We start from the raw sequence: 22,772 nt of genomic DNA, 5'->3' as shown, positions 1-22,772 counted from the left end.
AATCAGCTGTGCACTCTAACAGGAACCGTTACATAAATATCACAGATTCCACTGAGGTCAGCACCGATCGCCCCGGTTTACTGCGCACACTAAAGGCATTTTCTTTTAACCACTGTTCTGTTAAGCAGGAGTATCCACCAACACCATAACCCACTCCCCAGCTATTGGCTGTAATAGCACAATACTGGCCTTCATCGGCCCACATTTTCTGCGGTAACTTCACATAACCTACCAGTAACAAAGCGTGACCACCTGCGTGTTTGCCAGACGCTCTGGTCGCATTACGTTTATCTCTTGCACGTACTAACCCTTTGGTTTGCTGAAAACTTTTAGTCAGGGTAAATCCACCGGCAACCGGGCGGTTTTGATGTAACTCACTGATGATATTCTCTACACTAAGATACTGATGAAACTTGCCCAATTTAAAAAAACCTTTGTTCTGACATTGAGATAAAGGTGTATACGTCAGGTTTTTATCATTCTGAAATGGACGATAGGGACAGGCGCTTTCCATTCGAAGTGGCATAAGCGGATTATCGACCCGGGAATTTAAGAACCCCAAATCAAAAATAGAACCATCAGCATCTTTCCCTTTAACGCAACTGTCTTTCATGCAATCCGGGCGACTTATCCAGAAAAAATGCTGTTCAGATAAATCTGGCTTTATCTGCGCCCATTCTGGATTCTGGCTTAACAGTGTTTCAACGGCACGGATCCCGGCAAATGCTGCGCAGGTGCCACGGCTTTTTTGATTACGAATATCAATATTCATTGCATAAGGGATGACATAAAAGTCACCAGGCTGCATTTGCACCAGCGGGTCTGACGTGGGTGTGACCATCAGGGTTTCACCGGCCTCCGGTAATTCGAGAACATCAAAGTCATAGGTCTGGCTAACTAGCTGTTCTTGCTCTTTTTTATACGCTTTACGCGCAATGCCCCACTGCGCTAATACATCATTGTAGTCATCATTCCAGTCTGTGAGTAACTGGTCATAATCTTTTTGAAAATCATCAGCAATATCGTTGATATCATCATAAAAATCGGCGTATTCGTTATTTTTATCACGCTTCGGTTCAGGGGGCGCTGGCTTTGGTGGTACTGGCTGAGGCTTAGGCTCAGGTTTAACATCTGGCGTTGGCGTTGGCGTTGGCGTTGGCGTTGGCGTTGGCGTTGGTTCAGGATTAGGCTTTGGGGTTAAATCTGGTATAACTTTTTTCTTCGCCGACTCTTTTTTAATGTCATCGGAAAGCACCAGATCCATATCTTTGAGTATGCCCTGAATCACAAAAGAACCATATTGCCCAACAGAATTATTCTTGACAGGGGCTCTGGCTGAAACTTCGGTTTGTTTTGCATTCAGTGCGTAAGAATTCAAAACAAAAGTGGTACTCACCACAAGATAAAAATAGTGGCTTTTTCCCTTACGCCTCAACATGATAACTCTCCTTATTTTTATCCTTTTTGTTAATCGACACGGCTTGCTTAAATAATGTTTTTATAGTGCTGCATTCGCTCTGTTACCTTTTTGAGGTAATGGCGGGTTTCCTCATAGGGAAGGTTGTTCAATAAACGTTGATAAATTTGTTGTGGTGGCATCTGGTTAATGTATCGGATGACATCCGGCGTCAGAGATTTCTGTTTACCTTGTGTAAAAGCACGCACTACATTACCCACACCAGTGTTGTAAGCCGCAATAGCGCAATACAACCTGCTTTGGTCCTGTTCAATAGCAGACAAATAACGGCTATTTAACAAATGCAGATAAGCGGAGCCGGCTTCAATGTTTTTTGGCGAAATAAATAGAAGTTCCGGCTGCATGGGGGCACGTTTTTTATGCAGAAATTCGTTTACGTCCATTCCGGCAGAATAAGGTACTATTTGCATTAATCCGTATGCCGGAATATTGGAGACAGCCAGCGGATTAAAACTGCTTTCGGTATGAATAACCGCAATCACCAGCTCCACCGGTAACTTCCACGATTTAGCATATTTTTCTGCATCTGGCTTAACTGATGCGATACGCTGTAATTCAGATTTAGGATGTAAATTGATTTTGTAACGTGTAATACGTTTTTTCTTTAAGTCTTCCGCGCGCTCATCAATGATTTGCTGTCGCCGCTTATCAACCTCATGTGTATTTTGCCTGGCATTGTTAAATAACGCAGCTTTGATCGCATCGATTTTTTGTTGATCAATATTAGCCTGCTCCCCAATTACATCAAGTTGTCGCGAATCTAAATTGGCTTGTGTATTTAAAAATAAATGTTCTTTATCAATTTCGTCTTGTGTAATAACAGGTTGGATAACACTGGCCTCTGCATCAGATACCATTTTTGCCAGCGAGGCTTCAGATATATTTTTACCACTGTAGACATTAAGTAAGTCAATGGAGTTTTGTTGCTCTAACGGTTCGGCGTTTTTTTGCGGTACCATATCTGAAGGGTGCACCAGAGAAAGGCTTTTTAACGCCGCTCTGACTTTAACGTTATCAACGTCATCATTTGCATCGTGTAAAACACTTATAACAACCTGTTGTTGTTCAAAATCCACGACCGCTTTTACATCAGGTTCACCATAACTGACCAAGGCCTGCTGGTTACTGACTTCCACTTCTCCCCAGCTTGCTAAAAGGTTAGAGCGATAATCGGCCAGTTCGCGATTATACTCTGCCTTAAACTGGGCAAACTCCTGTAAATATGCATGTGTATATTGTTGAAGCTCTTGTAAGTATTGCTGCTTAAACTGCTGCTCCTCAGGCGTTAATTCGATAGCAGACGTCTGTCCGGCAGCTTGCTTTTTACGGATTTTGTCAAAGATACTTTCTTGCTGGGCTGACGATGGCAACACCATCATCAGCCCAATAAAAAATACGCAGTAATGACGCATTTTCATCAGATATCACCTATCGGATCTTGATAAATTTCATCAGTTCTTCCCGGGTTTTCTTATCATCAAATGCCTGACGCATTTCGCCATCCTGACTGGCTAGTGCAGCGAAGGCCTTTTCGGCATTTGCCTCATAAGTTGGTTTGTCCATGGCCATCAGTACATACTGCCCCTGGGTAGGACTAGTCATAGAACGTATGATTTTGGTGCCATATAAGGTCATGCCAGTCAGGGTTTGTCTGACCATATCGGTGTCGACTAAAAATTTAGACTTGGACTCAGACTCAACAGACTTTTGATATTCTGACAGCATCTGAGCGACATTATTGGCAAAATGCTCTGACATTTTAACGTTGGCATCCGCGCGCGCCGAACTGGACGTCATGCTGGCAGTGGGACGTTTTTCAGAAAAACCAACGGCGGTTAATTCAAATCCTTCAACCGTAATATCACAAATCCATTTAGGTGCGGGCGTTTGCGGTGCGTCCTGATACACACAGTCAGGTGCCATCACTTCCTGTTGCTTAACCACGACCTTATTTGTTGATCCGCAACCAGTTAAAACGGCCACCATGGCCGGTAACACTATCAATGATTTTTTCATTGTTAAAATCCTTCTAACCATTTGATTAATTTAATATTTCACAGCATTTTTGAAGCTATTCCAGATTTTATCTGTGGCGCTTAAAGGTTTAAAATATTGCTCCGCTATATCACCAAACTTCAGTTTCTTTTCCGCTTGTTTATCCACTAACACCCAGGCACGATTTGGCTCCACCAACTCCGAAACTTTGCCTTTAAATTCATAAGGCAAAACAGAGATTGTTTCTTTACCGGTTAATCGGTCCGTACGTTTTATTTTGGTAAAAAACTCAATTTCCTGACCTTCTGCAATCCCCTGATTGGAGCCCAGACTGATCTGTACCAAGTGGGTATCGTCTCTGCGGCGATATTCGATTACAAAACCTTGCTGTTTAAAAATGGTCTGTACCTGATGCAGCACATCTTCTACCCCATCTTTGGTTGCCAGTGATGCTAATTGAGCTGATTGCCCGGGCTGAAGAGTACAGCGCCGGTCCATTGACTGGTCTGTATCTGAAAAACTACCGTTAATGGATACGGCTTTCATCGACTTAAGGTTTGGTAGTTTATAAACCGTCACCCCACCAGAAACTTCACCACTATATTTGCAAGACGATGGAATAACTTTAGTCTCACCGTCATCTTTATAAGTGCGCTGTGGCGTAAATGAACTGGTCACTACCACATTGTTTACTTTTGGCAAAATTGCATAATCAGCAACATCCACACCAGAACCACCGAAACGACCGGTTGCTTCATAAGCCATAATTTCATCTGCTAATTTACCTGCCAGACTTCTGTCAACCGTAGTGGCGCCAGCCGCATTTAATCCGGCTTCAATCATGGCTGACATTTCTCTGACCGCACTTTTATCCGATGCTGAATCAGATTTAAATTGCACGGGTAATACCACAACCTTCTTGGTTGACTGACTGGCTATTTGTTCCTTGGTGGGACGAATATCCGCGTCAGGAATATTAATAAGATACTGATCATTGGCAATTATCGACGGAGCATCTTCAATCTTGGTTGATTGACAGCCAGCAAGTAACAAAGCTGAAAATAATCCACCCATTGCCAGTTGGTATTGTTGTAATTTCATTTTGTCTTCCCTTTTTACAGATCCTAATTGGATAACAGCTGTTCAATCAGGTCCGAGTCACCTCTACGTATTTTTTCTACTAGTCTTTGATACGCCCCTCTTACCGCAAAATCAGGGCTGCTCATTGAAGTGCCAGTTTCGAACAATTGTTCACTGGCAATTGATCGCTTTCCATCAAACAAAATTATTTTCAGTTCAACAGAAGCCGTGTGTTTACCAAATAACTGGCGAACATCACTATGCTCTTCAGCCTTGAGGCTAAAGTGGCAATTTTGGTTATCTGAAATAAGCCCGGACGCCACCACACTCTCGCGCAGCGCAAATTGAATATCCTGTTTGGCCATGGGATTAACATACAGGCAGCTTTCGTTTTGTATGTCACTAAAACGTTGTTGCTGTTGTGAGAATCGTTGTGAAAGTTGGCTGTCTTCAGCGGAGAGTAAAGGTAAAAGCTCAAGTAAACGGTTGGTTGTAGCAATATTTGATTGCAGTTGCTGTTTGTTTGAGAACCACCATTCCAGAACCGAGCCTCCTGTTTGTTTGCCACTCATTAACTGCTGACTGGCATTTAATAACGAAGATATTTCGTTTTTTATGGTCAGTGCTAATAACGGCTTGGTAACGGAAACCAACACATAAAAGGTGTCAGATTCTTTATGGATTTTCAGCACTTTGTACTGGCTGACAGGAATTGATTCGATTTTGGTATTAATTGCAATATTAATCGATTCATTAAATCGCTCATTAACCAATTGCTGCTTCTGTTGCGTGCTGGCTTCCAGACTAGTACGTAATTGTCCAAGCAGGTTTTTTAATGCAACCTGTTCTGCTTGTTCCTGCGATTGCCCCTCACCAATAGCGTAAAATTTGTCGTCTTCCTGAGGAGGAGTTGTTACCCAGTCAGGCAAAGTGGCATGCACAGAGCAGGATAGAACAAATAAAAATAACAGACTTAACAAACGCACTTTAGCCATTGTGGACTCCAAAATAGGTTTTAAATTCAAAACGAGTCAGTAATGATTCAGGTATTAATGCGGTATCCAGTTCAGTAAAAGCGTAAAAATTAGGGGGTTGGTTCATTTGCAAATTAACAATTGCTTGCGCAACCTTGTCTTGTTGATTAGCTAAAACACTTTCATTAATGCCCGAAATTTGGGTAATGGCGGTATTCAGTGGTATTAATTCACCATCGCTGCGCAGGCGGGAAAAACGTCCATACTCAACAATGCCAGCCATCCAGGTTAGAAAGATAAACTGTTTTCCAAGGTTTTGTCCCTGTGCGAAATAAACCAGATTGAATGCGTCAAAAAAGAATTCAGGTTCTGAAAAAAACTCTGTACCAAGATTAATTTGCGCTAAAGACTTATCCAGATATGGCAGCACAGGGTCAAAATCGGTTTGTGTGGGGATCACGGTGAAGCCACTTACACGCCCATCGTGATTCATGATAGTTACCACCGCTTTACCAATATTGTAATACTGGTAATGAACATCCGGATTTTGTTGCGATACTTTAACCACTTCGGGGGGACCAAAGTAATCTTCCACAAAACTAATGGTTCTGCCAATGTTTAAATGGCTGAGTTTTTCGTATTCAAGGGAGTGGGTAAAGTTGGTTTTGATGCTGTTGTAGGCTTCCAGTGACAATTCTTTTGAATCATTAAATTGCCCAAGAGTAATAACCGCGACAGGAATATAAAACACCACTCTTTTAAAGAGTGTTCTGTTGAAGAATTGTTGCGTGAAAAGTGAAAATCGCGATCGATTTGCATCTTCTGCCATGCGGATGCATCCTGCCTGTAAAGTATTATGTTAGTAACGTCAAACCCCGACGTCAGATACCACTTCTGCACTCCCTTAATGCAATCATGCAAGTCAAGAGACAACCCTGTGCAAAAATTTAATGTAGCATAATGAATGTTTTTTAAACAACGCTTTATTGTTTGTTATTGTTTGCTATTTGATGAATTAATTGTGACTCGCCATTATTCCCACACATTATTGCCAGATTATTAGAGCGTGTTTAAACAGAACAACACTCACAACAAATTTCAGCAAGTATTAGGAACACCACTTTTGAAGAAAACTATCCAGTGCTAGTGGTTTAGACAAAAGATACCCCTGAATTAGGTCACAGCCTATTTGAGTCAGTACTTCACGTTGCTGCGGATTATCGACGCCTTCGGCAACCACTTTTAACTTTAAAGCACGGGCAATACCAATTAACGATTTAAAGATTTGTTTAACTGCATCAGACTGCTCAATTTCACGCACAAAACTCATGTCAATTTTAAGCACATCAACGGGTAACTTACGTAGATAACTTAATGAACTATAGCCGGTACCAAAATCATCAATCGAAATTTGAAATCCTGCTTCCCGCAGTTTATTCAGAGCATTGCAACATTGGCTAAAGTCGCTGATAAATGCCCCCTCAGTGATTTCCAGCTCGATCTCCTGCGGGAGAATATGATGACGTTTTAAAATGGCTAAAACATTGTCAACAAAATCGGAACGCATAAAATCGCGGGCAGAAATATTAATTGAGATACGATGTTTATATCCATGTTGACGAAAAACTGTCAGATCCTGACAAACCTGCTCAATAACCAAATCGGTAATATCGCATATCAAGTCGCTTTGTTCGGCCACAGGTATGAAAGCAGCAGGAGAAACCATGCCATTTACCGGGTGATTCCAGCGAATCAATGCTTCGACGCCTTCAATATTGCCTGATGTCAGTGATTGTTTAGGCTGATAGTACACCTCAAGCTGATTTTTCTGCCGTATTGCATCATTTAATTCTGATTCAAGTAATAGCTGCTCTGATAATTTTCCGGCAAACTGTTCGGTATAAAAACTGCAAATATCAACAGGCTGTTTTTCAGCCTGAGCCAATGCAACATAAGCCGATTTAATTAATTCTGCCGCATCCTTTACCGGAGAAGGCAGCGAAGAAATACCAATTTTGGCACTTAAATAGAGCGTTCTGCCATCAACAACAAAAGGCGATTCAAATTGCTTCTCCAGCCACGCTGCCACTTGCCATATTTGTTTTTGTTCAACAATGCCCCTGACAGCTAAACCAAATTCGTCTCCGTGCAACCTGGCCAGTTTACAAGGAGATAGTGAGAAAGTTTCCAGCCTTCGGGCTAAATGAAACAATACCAAATCACCGGTAGCATGTTCGAGAACATCATTAATTTTGCTAAATGAGTCCAGTTCGACAATAAATAATGCCACCTTCTCATCGACATTCAGATTTTGTTGCCATTGATTAATACCCTCAATTAATGAGGCTCGATTCATCAACTGTGTGAGTTTGTCTGTAGTGGTGTTTTGCGTTAAGGCTATCAATGTAAATTGCGCCTGTTGCGAATTGGGAGAAAACAGCAAAAAATCATGTTTAATGCCAGCAAAACTTTGAATTTCAGGCAAAGAGTTATTGCCGATTAACCCGTTTAATCGTTGTGAAAAGAACGCCTGTTCCACAGGATAAATCAGTTGCAAATCCAGCAACTTAGCGACAACCATTTGCACCGACTTCGCCGTTACAAAAAAACGTTTAACCTCAACATCCATGTCATTCACCTCAGGCACCACTAACATTGTTTATTTTTCACACAGTTCACTGTAACCAGTTTAGCTAAAAATAGGAAGCCACTTGCCGTTCAACTTATGTGGTTTGATATTGCGTAAACGATGGCACAATACACTCGGTTTTTAAGCAATATTCCGTTAAACTTGCAGGCTAAAATACAGCCTAATCATTGAGATACAGCATGCAGGATCCACAGGAACAAACACACTTTGGTTTTAAAAACGTCGATAAAGCACAAAAAGCATCGATGGTGGCGGATGTGTTTCATTCCGTGGCAGGCAAATACGATTTGATGAATGATCTGATGTCAATGGGCATCCATCGTTTGTGGAAACGATTCACCATAGACTGCAGTGGTGTTCGCCAGGGCCAGAAAGTTCTGGATTTAGCGGGTGGAACTGGTGATTTAACCGCCAAATTTTCGCGTATTGTTGGTAACACCGGACAGGTTGTACTGGCCGATATCAATGACAGCATGCTTAAAGTCGGCCGCGATAAATTGCGTGACCGGGGCATTTTAGGCAATGTCGAATATGTGCAAGCCAACGCCGAAGCACTGCCGTTTCCTGACAATACCTTTGATATCATCACTATTGCGTTTGGCTTACGTAACGTCACCGATAAAGATAAAGCGCTGGCATCCATGTATCGCGTGCTAAAACCAGGTGGCCGTTTATTGGTGCTGGAATTTTCCAAACCTGAATACGAGCTGTTAAATAAAGTCTACGATGCCTATTCATTCCACTTGCTGCCGAAAATTGGCCAGTTAGTGGCAAATGATGCGGAAAGTTACCAGTACCTGGCGGAATCGATCCGCATGCATCCGGATCAGGAAACGTTAAAAGGTATGATGGAGCAGGTGGGATTTGAACAAACCACCTATCATAATCTTACCGGCGGCATTGTCGCCCTGCACCGTGGATTTAAATTTTAATGCCTGCAGCACAATTGGCTGGTGCGTTCATCGAAAGCGCAATCAATAAATTGCTCAGCTTGGATCCAGCAAGTCAGAAGCGTTTGATAGCGTTAAACGGTAAGCAGTTGGTGGTGGCAGTCAAAGAGCTGCCGTGGCCATTAACGTTTATTTTTAACGACAAAATCAGTTTACTGATGACAGCCGCTGAGCAACCCGATTGCCGTATCGCATTGTCACTTTCTACGTTAAACAAACTTAAAGATACCAGCCAGCTAACCCGCTTAATTCAGGAGCGTGAACTGGAGCTAATTGGTGATATTCATGTGGCACAAAGTTTTAGTGTATTGCTGAATGAGTTAGACATTGACTGGGAAGAACAGTTATCGGTTTATACTGGCGATGTAGTGGCCCATCAAACTATTTATGGTGCAAAGCAGTTAGTAGCTCGTTTCAAAGAGCATGGACAACAGCTTCAGCAAGGGCTGAGTGATGCCCTGATTCAGGAAAAACAATTGATTGCCCACCCTATGGCAATAGAGCAGTTCAGTCAGGCTGTTAATCAGCTTCGCTCCGATACCGAACGGCTGGACGCGAGATTAAAAAGATTAAGTCAGAAACAACAAGGGTAGCCGGTGAGAACACTCAGACTTTATAAAATCGGTAAAACCTTACTTGAACATGGACTGGATGAACTGATCCCTGCCAAATGGTTACCTTGGTATGCGCGTATTTTTCGTTTAAGCGCGTTCTGGATTAAAAACAAATACCCCGATAAAACTCGCGGCGAGCGTTTGCGACTGGCACTGCAGTCTTTAGGTCCTATCTTTATTAAATTCGGCCAGATGCTATCTACCCGACGTGATTTATTACCTGCGGATATTGCCGATGAACTCACTTTTTTGCAGGATAAAGTCGCACCTTTTGACGGTGAGTTAGCTAAGAAAATTATTCAAAAGGCGCTGGCCGTCGATGAATTATCTGACTTGTTTGACGATTTTAATCTGGTTCCTTTGGCATCAGCCTCGATTGCACAAGTGCATACCGCCACGCTCAAATCAGACCAACAGCAGGTTATCGTTAAAGTAATTCGTCCTGATATCAAACACACCATCGAGGCCGATATTGACCTCATGCGCACGCTGGCTGTGTTGGTTAAAAAATGGCTACCCGACGGTAAACGCCTGCGCCCGGTAGAAGTGGTCAATGAATATGAACGTACCATAATCGATGAACTGGACTTATTAACCGAAGCGGGCAATGGTATTCAACTGCGTCGTAATTTTGAGAAATCTGAGGCCTTGTATATCCCGCACATTTATCAGGAATTGTGCAGTAAAAACGTGCTGGTAATGGAGCGCATATACGGAATACCTGTTGCCAACGTAGATGAACTTAACGCACAAAATACCAATATGAAATTGCTTGCGGAGCGCGGTGTTGAAGTATTTTTTACTCAGGTCTTCCGCGACAGTTTTTTCCATGCAGACATGCATCCCGGCAATATTTTTGTCTCACGGGAACATCCCCAAAACCCCAAGTATATTGGTATTGATTTTGGCATAGTGGGAACACTTAATAGCGAAGATAAACGTTATCTGGCGGAAAACTTTGTTGCCTTTTTTAATCGTGATTATTTAAAAGTGGCGACCTTACACGTCGACTCTGGCTGGGTTCCGGCGGATACCAATGTTACCGAATTTGAAGCTGCGGTTCGCTCGGTATGTGATCCAATCTTCCAAAAGCCACTGGCCGAAATTAGCTTTGGTATTGTGCTGTTACAACTGTTTAATACCGCTCGTCGTTTTAATATGACGGTACAACCGCAACTGGTATTACTGCAAAAGACATTACTGTATGTAGAAGGTTTAGGACGTCAGTTGTACCCGCAGCTGGATTTATGGAAAACAGCCAAACCCTTTTTGGAGAACTGGATGAAAGAACAAATTGGTGTCAAAGCCATGTTAAAAAAAATGGCTGATAATCTGCCTTACTGGTCAGAAAAGCTGCCAGATGCGCCAGACCTGTTCTTTGATACACTAAAACAGCTTAAACAGTTTCCAGAACAACAAAGACAATTGCAGCAGCAACAAATTGAGCAACAACAACAACTCGCCCGCAACAAACATGCAACGCAGGTTGGCAGTACCCTGGTGATTGTGGCCTGTTTACTGCCGCTGTATCAGGCTCCTCACTGGATAAGTGGTATTGTGGCAGGGTTAGGCATTTATTGTTGGTGGCATGCCTGGCGAAAAAACCAATAACAGCATATTCATGTGGTTAAAAATAACGTAAATTAAACGGCACTATCGAATTAGCCTCGGTGGCGATTTTTAAATGAAAATTATGCCGAAGCGGACATAAATATAAACTGGAGAGAATTATGGGTGGTATCAGCATTTGGCAGCTGGGTATTATTTTACTGATAGTTGTATTGGTTTTCGGCACCAAAAAGTTCCGTAATCTGGGCTCTGATTTAGGTTCAGCGGTTAAAGGCTTTAAAAAGGCTTTAGGCGATGAAGAAAACAAAGACGCTGACTTTGACGATGCAAAAAAAGTTGCAGACCAGTCGGTTAATGCCAAAGAACAGCAAGCAGAAAAAGACAAAGAAAAAGCGTAGTTTATGTTTGATATCGGCTTTTGGGAATTATTGCTGGTTGGTATTGTCGCCCTGTTGGTGTTGGGGCCTGAGCGTTTGCCTGGCGCAATACGCTCAACCAGCCGAACACTGCGTAGCGTAAAGCAGATGGCCACTGGCTTTAAACATGAAATGAGCGAACAGCTGCGCATTCATGAGTTACATGAAGATCTCAAAAAAGCCGAAAAAATGAATATGCAAAATTTACCAGCCGATCTTGAGCGCAGTGTTAATGAGCTGAAAGAATCGGCTAAATCCGTCCAGTACCCTTACAAAAAGTCAGAAGATGGCAGCAGCACAAAGCCTGATTGAGCATTTAATAGAATTAAGAAGCCGGCTGGTTAAAGCGCTTATAAGCGTTTTGCTGGTTTTTTTGTGTTTGGTTTATTTTGCCAATGATTTATATCACTGGCTGGCAACTCCATTGCTTGAGGCTATGCCAAGCAATACGCAGATGATCGCGACCGATGTAACCGCCCCCTTTTTCGCCCCTATAAAGCTCACCATAGTATTGTCCTTTTTTATTGCTATTCCCGTGGTGCTCTATCAGATTTGGGGGTTTATTGCGCCTGGATTATATCGCAAAGAAAAAAGGCTGATTGCGCCATTACTTTTTTCATCCACACTACTATTTTATCTGGGTATTGCCTTTGCCTATTTTGTGGTATTTCCGCTGGCATTTGCCTTTTTCACCGGTGTAGCACCGGAAGGCGTTACGGTTGCCACTGACATAACCAATTATCTGGATCTAGTGCTTAAACTGTTTTTTGCCTTTGGTGTGTCGTTTGAGATCCCAATCGCGATTATTCTGATGTGCTGGACGGGCATTACCACTCCGGATTCACTACGTGAAAAACGCCCTTATGTGATAGTGGCGGTCTTTGTTGTGGGTATGTTGCTTACACCTCCCGATGTTATTTCACAAACCTTACTGGCGATCCCTATGTGGCTGTTGTTTGAGGTCGGCGTGTTTATAGGCGGCATATATGGCCGTAGACATGAAGACACAGACCAGGAACATGCGGAAGAATAATCATGAGCAACGCGCCACTGTTTGATATTGGTCTAAACCTGACAAACCCGCGTTTATTGTCACGGTTTGATGAGGTTATGCAACGCGCGATGGAAACAGGTGTTTGTGGCGCATTAGTCACGGGTACAGATATCGAAGAATCGGTGACGGCAATCCCTTTATGCGAGCAATATCCGCAGCAACTATTTTCTACGGCAGGCATTCATCCACATTACGCTAAAGATGCACCGCCAGATTTTGTTTCTCAACTTAAGCAACTAGTACAAAATCCTGTAGTTAAAGCAATAGGCGAATGTGGTCTGGACTTTAACCGTAATTTTTCCCCCAAAGAGAAGCAACTTGCGGTATTTGAAGCACAACTTGAACTAGCAGTGGAAACAGGCCTGCCTGTATTTTTGCATGAGCGGGATGCATTTGATGAACAAATAACACTGTTAAAACGCTATCGCGATAAATTAGTAGGTGGTGTTGCGCACTGTTTTACCGGCTCGTTAAAACAAATGCAGGCCTATCTGGAGTTAGATTTATATATTGGCATTACCGGTTGGTTATGTGATGACAAACGCGGTGCAGATCTGCAAGAGGCAGTACAACATTTACCACTAAGCCGCTTATTATTAGAAACCGATGCTCCCTACCTTGCCCCCAAAACATTAAAACCGAAGGTCTCACTAAATGAACCCTGCTATTTAGCAGAAGTAGCACGTTATTATGCTCAGCTATGCAATGTATCTGTTGAGGATGTTAAACAATCTTCCTACAACAATGCTGTAACTCTGTTCAAGTTACATCTGTAACAATCGGTCTGTAGCTATCATGTTACCAGCAATTCCATTTAAACAGCTCAGAATCATTCTGATCATTTTAACCTTTGTATTTTGTTTATTATGGGTTTATCAGGTTGGACGAATAAACCATCAAACCCCACCTTTTCTGCAAGTGGAAAATGGTGTCAGCATATATCGGGATAAGAGTAATACGCTGGACCTGTCACAGATAAAACAGCAGCAATGGCAAACGCTAACTCAATCACCCGAATCATTAGGGCTAAGCAATGATTCTATTTGGCTAAAATTCGATATCCCAGCATTGGATAACAACCAAAACTGGTTGATGGAACTTGAGTTTCCATTGCTGGATCATCTGGATGTGTGGTTTGAAAATGAACAATCCTTAAAACATTACCGCACTGGTGATGCGCTCCCATTTAGCGAACGACCAAGACTGGATGAACGTTTTGTATTCCCAGTTCCAACAGCCTCAGGCATGACAAAGGTATATTTAAAAATCCAGTCAAAAGGCGCCTTAAGGGCCCCGATTAGCCTGTGGCGTGAGACTGATTATGTGACTTACAGCAGTGAACATAACCTGTTAATGGGGTTGTTTTTTGGATTTGTAACCGCAATGGTGATCAGTAACCTGTTTTTCTTTTTTACCACAGGCTCTGCTGACTTTTTTATCTACAGCGCTTTCACCTTTTGCCTGAGTTTATTACTGGCTACGATTAACGGTTTGACGTTTAAATACTTGTGGCCAAATAGCTTATGGCTTCAAAGTTTTAGCATGCCGTTACTGGCCAGCGCGACCTGTTATTTTGCAATTCAATTTACCGACCAGTTACTGGATATAAAACAGCACAATCAAGGTTTACACAAACTGATGAAGTGGTTGTCCTGGGCTTTCTTACTTTCATTAATCAGCTCACCCATTACACCACTGCAAATCCATTTACCCTTTTTATTATATGGTCTTAGTCTGTGTTTATTGCTGTTGTTTGTTATCAGTATTTATTTCAGTCTCAAAAAGGTCAGGCTGGCACGAACCTATACTCTGGCCTGGTCACCGTTATTTGTAGTCGGACTGGCATCCTGTCTGGAATCGTTAAATTTAATCGGCCTGCCTATCCACGCCCATTATCTGTTAATGCTGGCAACTATGGTCGAAACTACTTTATTTGCTCTGGTACTGGCACTCGATTACAGCGAACAACGTTATAAATTTATTGAAACCTATAAGCAAAATTTGCAACAAGAACGCGAGCTGCGCCTGGCGCAAGAGCAATTTAATCAGGCACAACAACAAGCTCAGGAAGAACTGGAATATAACGTCGGAGAGCGAACACTGGAGCTTGAAATTGCGCTGCGTGAATTGTCTGAGAAAAATCAGGAACTGGAAAAAATAAACACCATTGATGCCTTAACCGGCGTTAAAAACCGTCGTCACTTTGATAAAAAATATATTGCGGAAGTACGTCGTAGTCGTCGTGAACAGACTCCGTTGTCCATCGCCATGATCGACATAGACCATTTTAAAAGGATCAATGACACTCATGGCCATCTGGTTGGAGATGAATGCATCCGCTTTATCGCCAGGCAAATTTTACAAATTGCCAAACGTCCCAGCGACGAAGTATTCCGTTACGGTGGGGAAGAATTTGCGTTGTTGTTACCCAATACCGACCAGGATGGAGCTTATACCTTGCTTGAGCAACTAATGACAGAAATCCGCTATACACCGGCACATACACCGGCTGGTGACATATCAATGACGGTAAGTTGCGGTATCGCTACCGCGATTATCAACATGGATACAATTGAAGAACACCTTCTCCAACAGGCAGATAAAATGCTGTATCAGGCGAAAAACAATGGCCGAGACCGTATTGAATGCTCCCTGTCTGCCGATTCACAGGAAATACACAAATCATGATTGAACGCCAATTTCCCAATTCTCGTTTGCGTCGTTTACGTAGCAATGACAACTTACGCCGACTGGTTGCCGAGTCACAATTAACAGTAAACGATTTAATCTATCCGATGTTTGTTATTCAGGGTAGCAATCAAACACAAACAATACCTTCAATGCCCGGAATTGAGCGAGTTTCAATTGATTTACTGGTAAAAGAAGCCAGACAGCTTGCTGATTTAGGTATACCAGCTATCGCTTTGTTCCCGGTTACACCAATGGATAAAAAAAGTGAATGCGCTAGCGAGGCCTATAACCCCGAAGGGTTGGCGCAACGCGCTGTTCGCGAATTGAAATCACAGGTTCCTGACATCGCCGTCATTACTGATGTGGCATTAGATCCTTTTACATCCCATGGTCAGGATGGATTGATCGATTCAAATGGCTATGTCATGAACGATGCAACCATAGATGTGTTAGTCAAACAGGCGCTTTCTCATGCCGAGGCAGGTGCTGATGTTGTTGCGCCATCAGATATGATGGATGGTCGTATTGGCGCAATCAGAGCAGCTTTGGAATCAGCACAATATAACAATACAGCCATTATGGCCTACTCAGCCAAATATGCCTCACATTATTACGGCCCTTTTCGGGATGCAGTCGGCTCAGCTGGCAACATTAAAGGCGGCAATAAAAAAACCTATCAAATGGATTTTGCTAATAGTAATGAAGCATTACAGGAAATAGCCATGGATATTAGTGAAGGGGCGGATATGGTGATGGTAAAACCGGGTATGCCGTATCTGGATATTGTCCAACGTTGCAAACAACAGTTTGGTGTACCTACATTCGCATATCAGGTAAGTGGCGAATATGCCATGCACAAAGCAGCTTTTGACAACGGTTGGTTAGATGAGGTGCAGGTCATCATTGAATCATTGCAAGCATTTAAACGCGCAGGTGCAGACGGGATTCTGACCTATTTTGCTAAACAGGCTGCCCAACTACTGACTCGTTAATTAGCTATTAAGTTTATTCATAAAAAAAGCCAGTCACTGAAACTGGCTTTTTATTTTCCAAATCAAAAAGTTTATTCGCAACTAAACTCCCAGCCAGCTTTATGTTGCAACCACCTTTCATTTGCCAGCTCTGCATCAATTAATGGATGGGCTTTTAACCAGCCAGGTGGAAACTGAAGATATAAATGATCATCATTGATCGCAATTAACATCGAAGGCTGCGCGTTGTCATTACGGCGAATACACAAGATAACTGCAATTCGTAAAATCCGCGTCAGCAAAATAATATTACGCCGAATATGTACGTGAAACCCGGCAAACGCACCCACATCAATTTGTTGACGAAAATTAGTTACCACGGCACGAATACAATCACGCTGTAATTTGGAGTAGCCCTGCAAGTCAATAAAGCTGAGTAAATAAGCCGCATGTAAATGATGACTTTTATATTCAATATGCAAGCCGATTTCATGCAACATCGCTGCGGCCTGTAAAATACCTTCAGCATCAAAATTGGCTGACCAGCATTTAGCCGGCAACTGATTGTAAAATCCAGCTGCGGTAGCGGTAACCCGAAGCGCTTGTGCAGTATCGATATGAAAACGTTGTGCCAGTTGAAAGATCGCTTGCTGACGAATATTGTCTTCACGCATATCTTCCAGCATGCCGTAAATCAGGCCTTCTCGTAATGCGCCACCGGAAATGTGCATTTCTTCAATATTCAACTCTTCAAATAAAGCGATAAGAATCGCCAAACCACTGGGGAAGGGCTGTTTACGACTGTCTTCCAGTCCCTGAATATCAAGATCTGCATGTTTTACACAATCAATGCATTGCTGTCTGAGATTGTGCAGGTATTCCAGTCGAATGCTGTCATTTACCCCTTGGGTAACCAGTATTTCCACAATGGCTTGTGGCGTACCCGACGCCCCCATACATTGCAGCCAGTTATAGGGAATAAACATTTCTGCAATCTGAGATACCTGTTCTTTAGCGGCGCTAATCGCCTGCTCAAAATTAGCAGCCGATAACATGCCATCGCTAAAGAACTTTTCAAGATAGGTAACACAGCCCATATTAAGGCTGGTGAGCTGTAATGGCTCGAAATCTTCACCAACAATAATTTCAGTGCTGGCGCCGCCAATATCGATGACCAGAGTTTGTCCCTGATTGGCTGAGGTATAGGCCACACCTAAATAAATCTGATGTGCTTCTTCTTCACCGGAAATAACTTCGATTGGATGACTAAGGATTTGCTGACCTTTTTGCAAAAATACGTCTGCATTTTTGGCCAGACGCAAGGTTGCAGTCGCCACTACCCGCAGGTTTTCCTTGGGAATATCCTGAATACGTTCAGCAAAAGCATGCAAACAATCCCAGCCTCGTTGCATACTGGCCATATCAAGATTAGAGTTTTCGTCCAGCCCTGCTGCTAAACGGATTTTTTGTTTTACCTTACCGATGATCTGCACCGAACCGGCAGCAACCTTGACGATAACCATATGAAAGCTATTTGAACCAAGATCAATTGCTGCGTACAGATGCTCTTGCGATAAGGCATTATTCGCCAGTCCGTTACTCATTATTTATTGTTATGTTTACGCCCGTTGGATGATCCACGTTTATTATAGGTTTTACCACTTTGCATGCGTTTCTTACGGTTATAACGCGGTGCTTTAACATCATCTAATAAAGCATCAGACAAATAATCAGTCACCGGAATAGGGTGCCGGATATATTCCTCAATAGCAGGTAAATTCAGCGCATACTTTTCACAGGCAAAGCTAATCGCATGACCTGTGGCGCCAGCACGCCCCGTACGGCCAATGCGGTGCACATAATCTTCCGGATCATCAGGTAAGTCATAGTTAAAAACATGGGTTACTTTATCAATGTGTAAACCACGCGCGGCAACGTCAGTCGCCACCAGAAAATCCAGTTGTCCTTTAGTAAATTTATCCAAAATCTGCAGGCGTTTTTTCTGCGGGACATCACCACTTAATAAACCCACCCGGTGTTTATCTGCCTGCATCCAGGCTGTCACTTTTTCACAATCCTGCTTGGTGTTGGTAAAAACAATGGCTTTATCCGGCCACTCTTCTTCCAGTAATGTCAGTAACAGCAACATTTTATCTTCGTTCGACGGATAAAAGAGCTCTTCCTGAATGCGGCTGGCTGTCATATTTTCAGCATCAACCTGTACATGAACCGGGTTATTCATATGTTCATAAGCCAGTTCCTGTACACGGAAGGACAAGGTGGCTGAAAACAACATGTTCAGGCGTTTTTCCGGACTGGGCATGCGGCGCAATAGAAAACGAATATCTTTAATGAAGCCCAAATCAAGCATACGATCCGCTTCATCCAGCACCATCACCTGAATATGTTCCAGCGAAAAAATACCTTGTTTGTAGTAGTCCAGAATTCGACCTGTGGTACCGATGACGATATCGACACCGGCTTCCAGTTGTTCTTTTTGGCTTTGATAACCTTCGCCACCGTAAATCAACCCCAGACTTAAACCGGTATGCTGGCTTAATAACAGCGCGTCTTTATGGATTTGTACGGCCAGCTCACGGGTTGGCGCCATGATAATCGCTCTGGGCTGACCGGTGCGGGTTTCATGATGAGTTAGCAGGTGATGAAAGGTTGAAACCAAAAAGGCAATGGTTTTACCGGTTCCCGTTTGCGCTTGCCCGGCAATATCCTGACCACCAAGTAAATGGGGAATACTTAATGCCTGAATTGGCGTACAATGTTCGAAGTTGGCCTCGCGCAATCCACTGAGTACGTCAGGATGAATTGGCAGGTTGGAAAAATGTGTTTCTGTTAAATGTGTCGTTTGCATAGCTTATAGCTTATCAGTGCTTGCATTAAAAAACAGTTTCTATATAAATAGCCACTTGTAAATGCGTGAGATAGTATCACGAGCCTTTGTATACCGGAGAAAAGAATGAGCGACAAGATTATCCAGCTGTCCGATGATAGCTTTGATGCCGATGTTATCAATGCGGCAGGCCCCGTATTAGTAGACTTCTGGGCAGAATGGTGCGGCCCTTGTAAAATGATTGCGCCAATCCTGAATGAAGTTGCAGAAGAATTTGATGGCAAAGTAACAGTTGGCAAACTGAATGTCGACCAAAATAGTGATACACCGCCTAAATATGGTATCCGTGGCATTCCTACTTTACTGTTATTTAAAGACGGTAATGTTGCTGCCACTAAAGTAGGTGCGTTATCAAAGACTCAGTTAGTTGAGTTTTTGAACGAAAACATCTAAGCATCTGTATTTTACCGGCCAGCATTAACGTTGGCTGGTAAGTACTTTCCTAAAACAATACAAACTAACGACTCAGCCACTGCTAAAACCCGTAAAAATTTAACGTTTTGATGTATTTGGGTGAAATTTGCAGCTTGTTATCTAGACCTCCTGTTTAATTGGTGCTAAGTTTAAGCAGTCCACGTCAGGACACTTACCAAATATTCGCTTCATCCCAGCGATAATTAACTATAGAAACAGAATCATTTTTCAAGCAACCAGGCAGTTGAGAGCCGACTCAAGTAGAAAGACCCACCTATGAATCTAACGGAACTTAAAAATAAATCCATCAACGAACTTGTTGATTTAGCAACTAACATGGGCCTCGAAAACATGGCCCGCACACGCAAGCAAGACATCATATTCTCTATACTGAAAGCGCACGCCAAAAGCGGCGAAGATATTTTCGGTGATGGTGTGCTTGAAATCCTGCAAGATGGATTTGGTTTCCTGCGCTCGGCGGACTCTTCCTACCTAGCTGGCCCAGATGATATCTACGTTTCACCCAGTCAAATACGACGTTTTAACTTGCGTACCGGTGACACTATTTCCGGTAAAATCCGTCCTCCCAAAGACAGTGAACGTTATTTTGCCCTGCTAAAAATCAGCCAGGTTAATTTCGACAAACCCGAAAACTCCCGCAATAAAATCCTGTTTGAAAACCTCACACCATTGCATGCAAACGAACGTTTGCGCATGGAGCGTGGTAACGGCAGTACAGAAGATATCACCGCGCGAGTTCTGGATTTAGCGGCACCAATTGGTCGTGGCCAGCGTGGTCTGATTGTGGCTCCGCCTAAAGCGGGTAAAACCATTTTATTACAAAATATTGCCACCTCTATCTCAGCCAATCATCCCGAGTGTCAGTTAATCGTATTATTAATTGATGAACGCCCGGAAGAAGTGACAGAGATGCAGCGTATGGTAAATGGCGAAGTTGTGGCTTCAACTTTTGATGAGCCGGCGAGTCGCCATGTGCAGGTTGCCGAAATGGTAATTGCCAAGGCCAAACGTTTAGTTGAGCACAAAAAAGATGTGGTGATCTTACTGGATTCCATTACACGTTTAGCACGTGCTTACAACACCGTTATTCCATCATCAGGTAAGGTATTAACCGGTGGTGTGGATGCCAACGCGTTGCACAAACCCAAACGTTTCTTTGGTGCTGCACGTAACGTAGAAGAAGGTGGCAGCCTGACTATTATCGCCACAGCTTTGGTTGATACGGGTTCGAAAATGGACGAAGTTATCTACGAAGAGTTTAAAGGTACAGGTAACATGGAACTGCACCTGAATCGCAAGATTGCCGAAAAACGTGTATTCCCTGCGATTGATTTCAACCGTTCAGGGACTCGCCGTGAAGAGTTACTAACCTCGCAGGACGAACTGCAGAAAATGTGGATCCTGCGTAAAATCGTGCACGAAATGAGTGAAATTGACGCGATGGAATTCCTAATCGATAAGTTGCAAATGACTAAAACTAACGACGAATTCTTTACCGCAATGCGTCGCCAAAAAAGTTAATTTGCATTAGAAATGCAGGTAAAAAAGGCGCCAACCGGCGCCTTTTTTATTTTAGTTAACAGCTAAACGTGCTCACTATGCAGGTTATTAATGAGCTTATCTTCAAACTCAAAACGTTCTTCCAGTAACTGACCTAAATTTGATAACTCAACATCAAAATTTTGTGCATTGGCGTCACTGTCTAATTCTGCATATTTATCGTTAAATGACAGTGCTGCATCCGTTGACTCTGCAATCTGTGGATAAAGCTGATCAGCCAGCTCTTCACCTTCCGATAGCTTTTCATACACTTCAAAATATCCGGCAGACAGATAATCCATTAATAAACCACAAAATTCGGAAATGCGTTCTTTATCCGGTAAGGCGTTTGCAGCTTTATCGTAAGGAGGTAAACCAGCCAGTTCACAATACATCACCAGTAACAACTGCCTTTCAGCCAGCCAGTTATCTATTGCATTATGCGCGCCACCCCATTTTTGTTTTGCTTGTTCCACACCTGTTAACATCTACATCTCCTAAACTATGTTAGCGGCTAATTTTAAATTACATTGGAAAGTGAATATCAGTTTACAACATTGCGGGTTACTATCTGTTCTGACAGATTTTAATATTCGTGAATTCCTTTACCTTATATAAAGATAGCAGTAAGAATGATTATTCAAAATGTAAATATTCAAACCCAACAGCCTGCCTGGTGGTTTATTTTTTCTCACAATCAATTATTGCAAATAGAAACCGCCCCCGGCGTACCAAATTTACCCGCTTCATTACTTGATTATGCCAGTCATCACCTGGAACAGGTAACCCAAATTGGCGAATATCAGGGGCATCCTTGTTATTTAATTGATATGGAAGGTGAACAACCGGAAATTGAAGGTACCGAATGGTTATCTTTGCGCCACTTTCTTATGCGTAATGATCAGGAATTATTTCAGATTGCCGCCCGGGCATGGCAGGTGGCGGTTTTTCTCAGAACCCATCGTTATTGTGGAAAATGCGGTTCAAGAATGCATCGTATTGATTGGGAGCTCGCCACCCAATGTCCATCCTGTGAGCACCGATGTTATCCAAGAATATCGCCCTGCATTATTGTCGCAATTAAAAAGGGGAATCAAATTCTGCTGGCACAAGGTCGTCATCACCAACATGATATGTACTCAACTCTGGCAGGTTTTGTTGAAAGTGGTGAAAGTCTCGAACAGGCTGTGCATCGCGAGGTGATGGAAGAAGTGGGAGTGGAAATTGGGAATTTACGTTATTTTTCAAGCCAGCCATGGCCGTTTCCGCACTCATTAATGGTTGGTTATCTGGCAGATTTCAAGGCTGGAGACATTAAAGTTGATGGCCATGAAATAATCAAAGCCGATTTTTTTGACTTTGATAACTTACCCTATACTCCACCGCCTTTCTCAATAGCAGGACAGCTGATTAAAGCGACTATTGAAGGAAAATAATAAAAAGCCGGTG

At 42.8% G+C, this 22,772-nt stretch carries 22 protein-coding genes; 12 read left to right on the top strand and 10 right to left on the bottom strand.

Annotated features, from left to right (window positions below):
- Positions 1–28: 28 nt before the first annotated feature.
- The 7 genes from H8B19_RS11910 to H8B19_RS11880 all read right to left on the bottom strand — a co-directional run bounded on the left by H8B19_RS11910 (position 29) and on the right by H8B19_RS11880 (position 8,155).
- Complete coding sequence (locus H8B19_RS11910; protein WP_186507113.1) at positions 29–1,438, bottom strand: C1 family peptidase; 1,410 nt, start codon at positions 1,436–1,438, stop codon at positions 29–31.
- A gap of 47 nt (positions 1,439–1,485) precedes the next feature.
- Entirely contained in the window at positions 1,486–2,895 is a 1,410-nt protein-coding gene (locus H8B19_RS11905; RefSeq protein WP_186507112.1) for a transglycosylase SLT domain-containing protein, read from the bottom strand.
- 10 nt (positions 2,896–2,905) lie between these two features.
- Entirely contained in the window at positions 2,906–3,493 is a 588-nt protein-coding gene (locus tag H8B19_RS11900) for an LPP20 family lipoprotein (protein WP_186507111.1), read from the bottom strand.
- 30 nt (positions 3,494–3,523) lie between these two features.
- The gene (locus H8B19_RS11895; RefSeq protein ID WP_186507110.1) at positions 3,524–4,573 is read right to left on the bottom strand and encodes a hypothetical protein; all 1,050 of its coding nucleotides are present in this window, start codon (positions 4,571–4,573) and stop codon (positions 3,524–3,526) included.
- Between the two features lie 23 nt (positions 4,574–4,596).
- Positions 4,597–5,547 (bottom strand): LPP20 family lipoprotein, encoded by a 951-nt coding sequence (locus H8B19_RS11890; RefSeq protein ID WP_186507109.1) that lies wholly within the window; start codon positions 5,545–5,547, stop codon positions 4,597–4,599.
- A complete protein-coding gene (locus tag H8B19_RS11885) occupies positions 5,540–6,355 on the bottom strand; it encodes an ETEC_3214 domain-containing protein (RefSeq protein ID WP_186507108.1) in 816 nt (271 codons plus the stop codon). Before H8B19_RS11885 ends, H8B19_RS11890 begins: the two co-directional genes overlap by 8 nt.
- Positions 6,356–6,634: 279 nt before the next feature.
- Complete coding sequence (locus tag H8B19_RS11880; protein ID WP_186507107.1) at positions 6,635–8,155, bottom strand: putative bifunctional diguanylate cyclase/phosphodiesterase; 1,521 nt, start codon at positions 8,153–8,155, stop codon at positions 6,635–6,637.
- A 200-nt stretch (positions 8,156–8,355) separates the two neighbouring features.
- On the opposite strand from H8B19_RS11880, the gene ubiE reads away from it, so the two are divergent.
- The 9 genes from ubiE (at position 8,356) to hemB (ending at position 16,462) form a co-directional block, all read left to right on the top strand.
- Positions 8,356–9,108 (top strand): bifunctional demethylmenaquinone methyltransferase/2-methoxy-6-polyprenyl-1,4-benzoquinol methylase UbiE, encoded by a 753-nt coding sequence (gene ubiE, locus H8B19_RS11875; protein WP_186507106.1) that lies wholly within the window; start codon positions 8,356–8,358, stop codon positions 9,106–9,108.
- On the top strand, positions 9,108–9,719 hold the full coding sequence (locus H8B19_RS11870) for a ubiquinone biosynthesis accessory factor UbiJ (RefSeq protein WP_186507105.1): 612 nt from the start codon (positions 9,108–9,110) through the stop codon (positions 9,717–9,719). The genes ubiE and H8B19_RS11870 overlap by 1 nt, the downstream gene beginning before the upstream one ends.
- 3 nt (positions 9,720–9,722) lie before the next feature.
- Complete coding sequence (gene ubiB, locus H8B19_RS11865) at positions 9,723–11,351, top strand: ubiquinone biosynthesis regulatory protein kinase UbiB (RefSeq protein ID WP_186507104.1); 1,629 nt, start codon at positions 9,723–9,725, stop codon at positions 11,349–11,351.
- 119 nt (positions 11,352–11,470) lie between these two features.
- A complete protein-coding gene (gene tatA, locus H8B19_RS11860) occupies positions 11,471–11,707 on the top strand; it encodes a Sec-independent protein translocase subunit TatA (RefSeq protein WP_186507103.1) in 237 nt (78 codons plus the stop codon).
- Between the two features lie 3 nt (positions 11,708–11,710).
- On the top strand, positions 11,711–12,037 hold the full coding sequence (tatB, locus tag H8B19_RS11855) for a Sec-independent protein translocase protein TatB (RefSeq protein ID WP_186507102.1): 327 nt from the start codon (positions 11,711–11,713) through the stop codon (positions 12,035–12,037).
- Positions 12,012–12,758, top strand: coding sequence for a twin-arginine translocase subunit TatC (tatC, locus tag H8B19_RS11850; RefSeq protein WP_186507101.1), 747 nt, complete (start codon positions 12,012–12,014; stop codon positions 12,756–12,758). The genes tatB and tatC overlap by 26 nt, the downstream gene beginning before the upstream one ends.
- A gap of 2 nt (positions 12,759–12,760) precedes the next feature.
- Positions 12,761–13,555 (top strand): TatD family hydrolase, encoded by a 795-nt coding sequence (locus H8B19_RS11845; RefSeq protein ID WP_186507100.1) that lies wholly within the window; start codon positions 12,761–12,763, stop codon positions 13,553–13,555.
- Between the two features lie 19 nt (positions 13,556–13,574).
- On the top strand, positions 13,575–15,467 hold the full coding sequence (locus H8B19_RS11840; protein ID WP_186507099.1) for a sensor domain-containing diguanylate cyclase: 1,893 nt from the start codon (positions 13,575–13,577) through the stop codon (positions 15,465–15,467).
- A complete protein-coding gene (hemB, locus tag H8B19_RS11835) occupies positions 15,464–16,462 on the top strand; it encodes a porphobilinogen synthase (protein ID WP_186507098.1) in 999 nt (332 codons plus the stop codon). Before H8B19_RS11840 ends, hemB begins: the two co-directional genes overlap by 4 nt.
- Positions 16,463–16,533: 71 nt before the next feature.
- Here hemB and H8B19_RS11830 read toward each other — a convergent pair whose 3' ends face one another.
- Complete coding sequence (locus H8B19_RS11830) at positions 16,534–18,045, bottom strand: Ppx/GppA phosphatase family protein (RefSeq protein ID WP_186507097.1); 1,512 nt, start codon at positions 18,043–18,045, stop codon at positions 16,534–16,536.
- Positions 18,045–19,310: an ATP-dependent RNA helicase RhlB gene (rhlB, locus tag H8B19_RS11825; RefSeq protein WP_186507096.1), complete on the bottom strand. Its 1,266-nt coding sequence runs from the start codon at positions 19,308–19,310 to the stop codon at positions 18,045–18,047. Before rhlB ends, H8B19_RS11830 begins: the two co-directional genes overlap by 1 nt.
- Positions 19,311–19,415: 105 nt before the next feature.
- Between rhlB and trxA the strand changes: the two genes are divergently transcribed.
- Both trxA and rho read left to right on the top strand, forming a co-directional pair.
- Positions 19,416–19,742 (top strand): thioredoxin TrxA, encoded by a 327-nt coding sequence (gene trxA, locus H8B19_RS11820; RefSeq protein ID WP_186507095.1) that lies wholly within the window; start codon positions 19,416–19,418, stop codon positions 19,740–19,742.
- A 297-nt stretch (positions 19,743–20,039) separates the two neighbouring features.
- Positions 20,040–21,305: a transcription termination factor Rho gene (gene rho, locus H8B19_RS11815; RefSeq protein WP_186507094.1), complete on the top strand. Its 1,266-nt coding sequence runs from the start codon at positions 20,040–20,042 to the stop codon at positions 21,303–21,305.
- A gap of 62 nt (positions 21,306–21,367) precedes the next feature.
- Here the strand turns inward: rho and rsd are convergent, their stop codons facing one another.
- Entirely contained in the window at positions 21,368–21,811 is a 444-nt protein-coding gene (gene rsd / locus H8B19_RS11810; RefSeq protein WP_186507093.1) for a sigma D regulator, read from the bottom strand.
- Between the two features lie 144 nt (positions 21,812–21,955).
- Between rsd and nudC the strand changes: the two genes are divergently transcribed.
- On the top strand, positions 21,956–22,759 hold the full coding sequence (nudC, locus tag H8B19_RS11805) for an NAD(+) diphosphatase (RefSeq protein WP_186507092.1): 804 nt from the start codon (positions 21,956–21,958) through the stop codon (positions 22,757–22,759).
- The last annotated feature ends 13 nt before the right edge of the window (positions 22,760–22,772 follow it).

Origin of the sequence: Neptunicella marina (genome assembly GCF_014270035.1) — a bacterium.
In the GTDB taxonomy this organism is placed as follows: domain Bacteria; phylum Pseudomonadota; class Gammaproteobacteria; order Enterobacterales; family Alteromonadaceae; genus Neptunicella; species Neptunicella marina.
The sequence above is the reverse complement of the archived record's forward strand: the minus strand, read 5'-3'. Positions and strand labels throughout refer to the sequence as shown.

Excerpts from the sequence above, each read along its gene's own strand:
- H8B19_RS11910 (WP_186507113.1), bottom strand. The coding sequence starts at position 1,438 with ATGTTGAGGCGTAAGGGAAAAAGCCACTATTTTTATCTTGTGGTGAGT.
- H8B19_RS11905 (WP_186507112.1), bottom strand. The coding sequence starts at position 2,895 with ATGAAAATGCGTCATTACTGCGTATTTTTTATTGGGCTGATGATGGTG.
- H8B19_RS11900 (WP_186507111.1), bottom strand. The coding sequence starts at position 3,493 with ATGAAAAAATCATTGATAGTGTTACCGGCCATGGTGGCCGTTTTAACT.
- H8B19_RS11895 (WP_186507110.1), bottom strand. The coding sequence starts at position 4,573 with ATGAAATTACAACAATACCAACTGGCAATGGGTGGATTATTTTCAGCT.
- H8B19_RS11890 (WP_186507109.1), bottom strand. The coding sequence starts at position 5,547 with ATGGCTAAAGTGCGTTTGTTAAGTCTGTTATTTTTATTTGTTCTATCC.
- H8B19_RS11885 (WP_186507108.1), bottom strand. The coding sequence starts at position 6,355 with ATGGCAGAAGATGCAAATCGATCGCGATTTTCACTTTTCACGCAACAA.
- H8B19_RS11880 (WP_186507107.1), bottom strand. The coding sequence starts at position 8,155 with ATGGATGTTGAGGTTAAACGTTTTTTTGTAACGGCGAAGTCGGTGCAA.
- ubiE (WP_186507106.1), top strand. The coding sequence starts at position 8,356 with ATGCAGGATCCACAGGAACAAACACACTTTGGTTTTAAAAACGTCGAT.
- H8B19_RS11870 (WP_186507105.1), top strand. The coding sequence starts at position 9,108 with ATGCCTGCAGCACAATTGGCTGGTGCGTTCATCGAAAGCGCAATCAAT.
- tatA (WP_186507103.1), top strand. The coding sequence starts at position 11,471 with ATGGGTGGTATCAGCATTTGGCAGCTGGGTATTATTTTACTGATAGTT.
- tatB (WP_186507102.1), top strand. The coding sequence starts at position 11,711 with ATGTTTGATATCGGCTTTTGGGAATTATTGCTGGTTGGTATTGTCGCC.
- tatC (WP_186507101.1), top strand. The coding sequence starts at position 12,012 with ATGGCAGCAGCACAAAGCCTGATTGAGCATTTAATAGAATTAAGAAGC.
- H8B19_RS11845 (WP_186507100.1), top strand. The coding sequence starts at position 12,761 with ATGAGCAACGCGCCACTGTTTGATATTGGTCTAAACCTGACAAACCCG.
- H8B19_RS11840 (WP_186507099.1), top strand. The coding sequence starts at position 13,575 with ATGTTACCAGCAATTCCATTTAAACAGCTCAGAATCATTCTGATCATT.
- hemB (WP_186507098.1), top strand. The coding sequence starts at position 15,464 with ATGATTGAACGCCAATTTCCCAATTCTCGTTTGCGTCGTTTACGTAGC.
- H8B19_RS11830 (WP_186507097.1), bottom strand. The coding sequence starts at position 18,045 with ATGAGTAACGGACTGGCGAATAATGCCTTATCGCAAGAGCATCTGTAC.
- rhlB (WP_186507096.1), bottom strand. The coding sequence starts at position 19,310 with ATGCAAACGACACATTTAACAGAAACACATTTTTCCAACCTGCCAATT.
- trxA (WP_186507095.1), top strand. The coding sequence starts at position 19,416 with ATGAGCGACAAGATTATCCAGCTGTCCGATGATAGCTTTGATGCCGAT.
- rho (WP_186507094.1), top strand. The coding sequence starts at position 20,040 with ATGAATCTAACGGAACTTAAAAATAAATCCATCAACGAACTTGTTGAT.
- rsd (WP_186507093.1), bottom strand. The coding sequence starts at position 21,811 with ATGTTAACAGGTGTGGAACAAGCAAAACAAAAATGGGGTGGCGCGCAT.
- nudC (WP_186507092.1), top strand. The coding sequence starts at position 21,956 with ATGATTATTCAAAATGTAAATATTCAAACCCAACAGCCTGCCTGGTGG.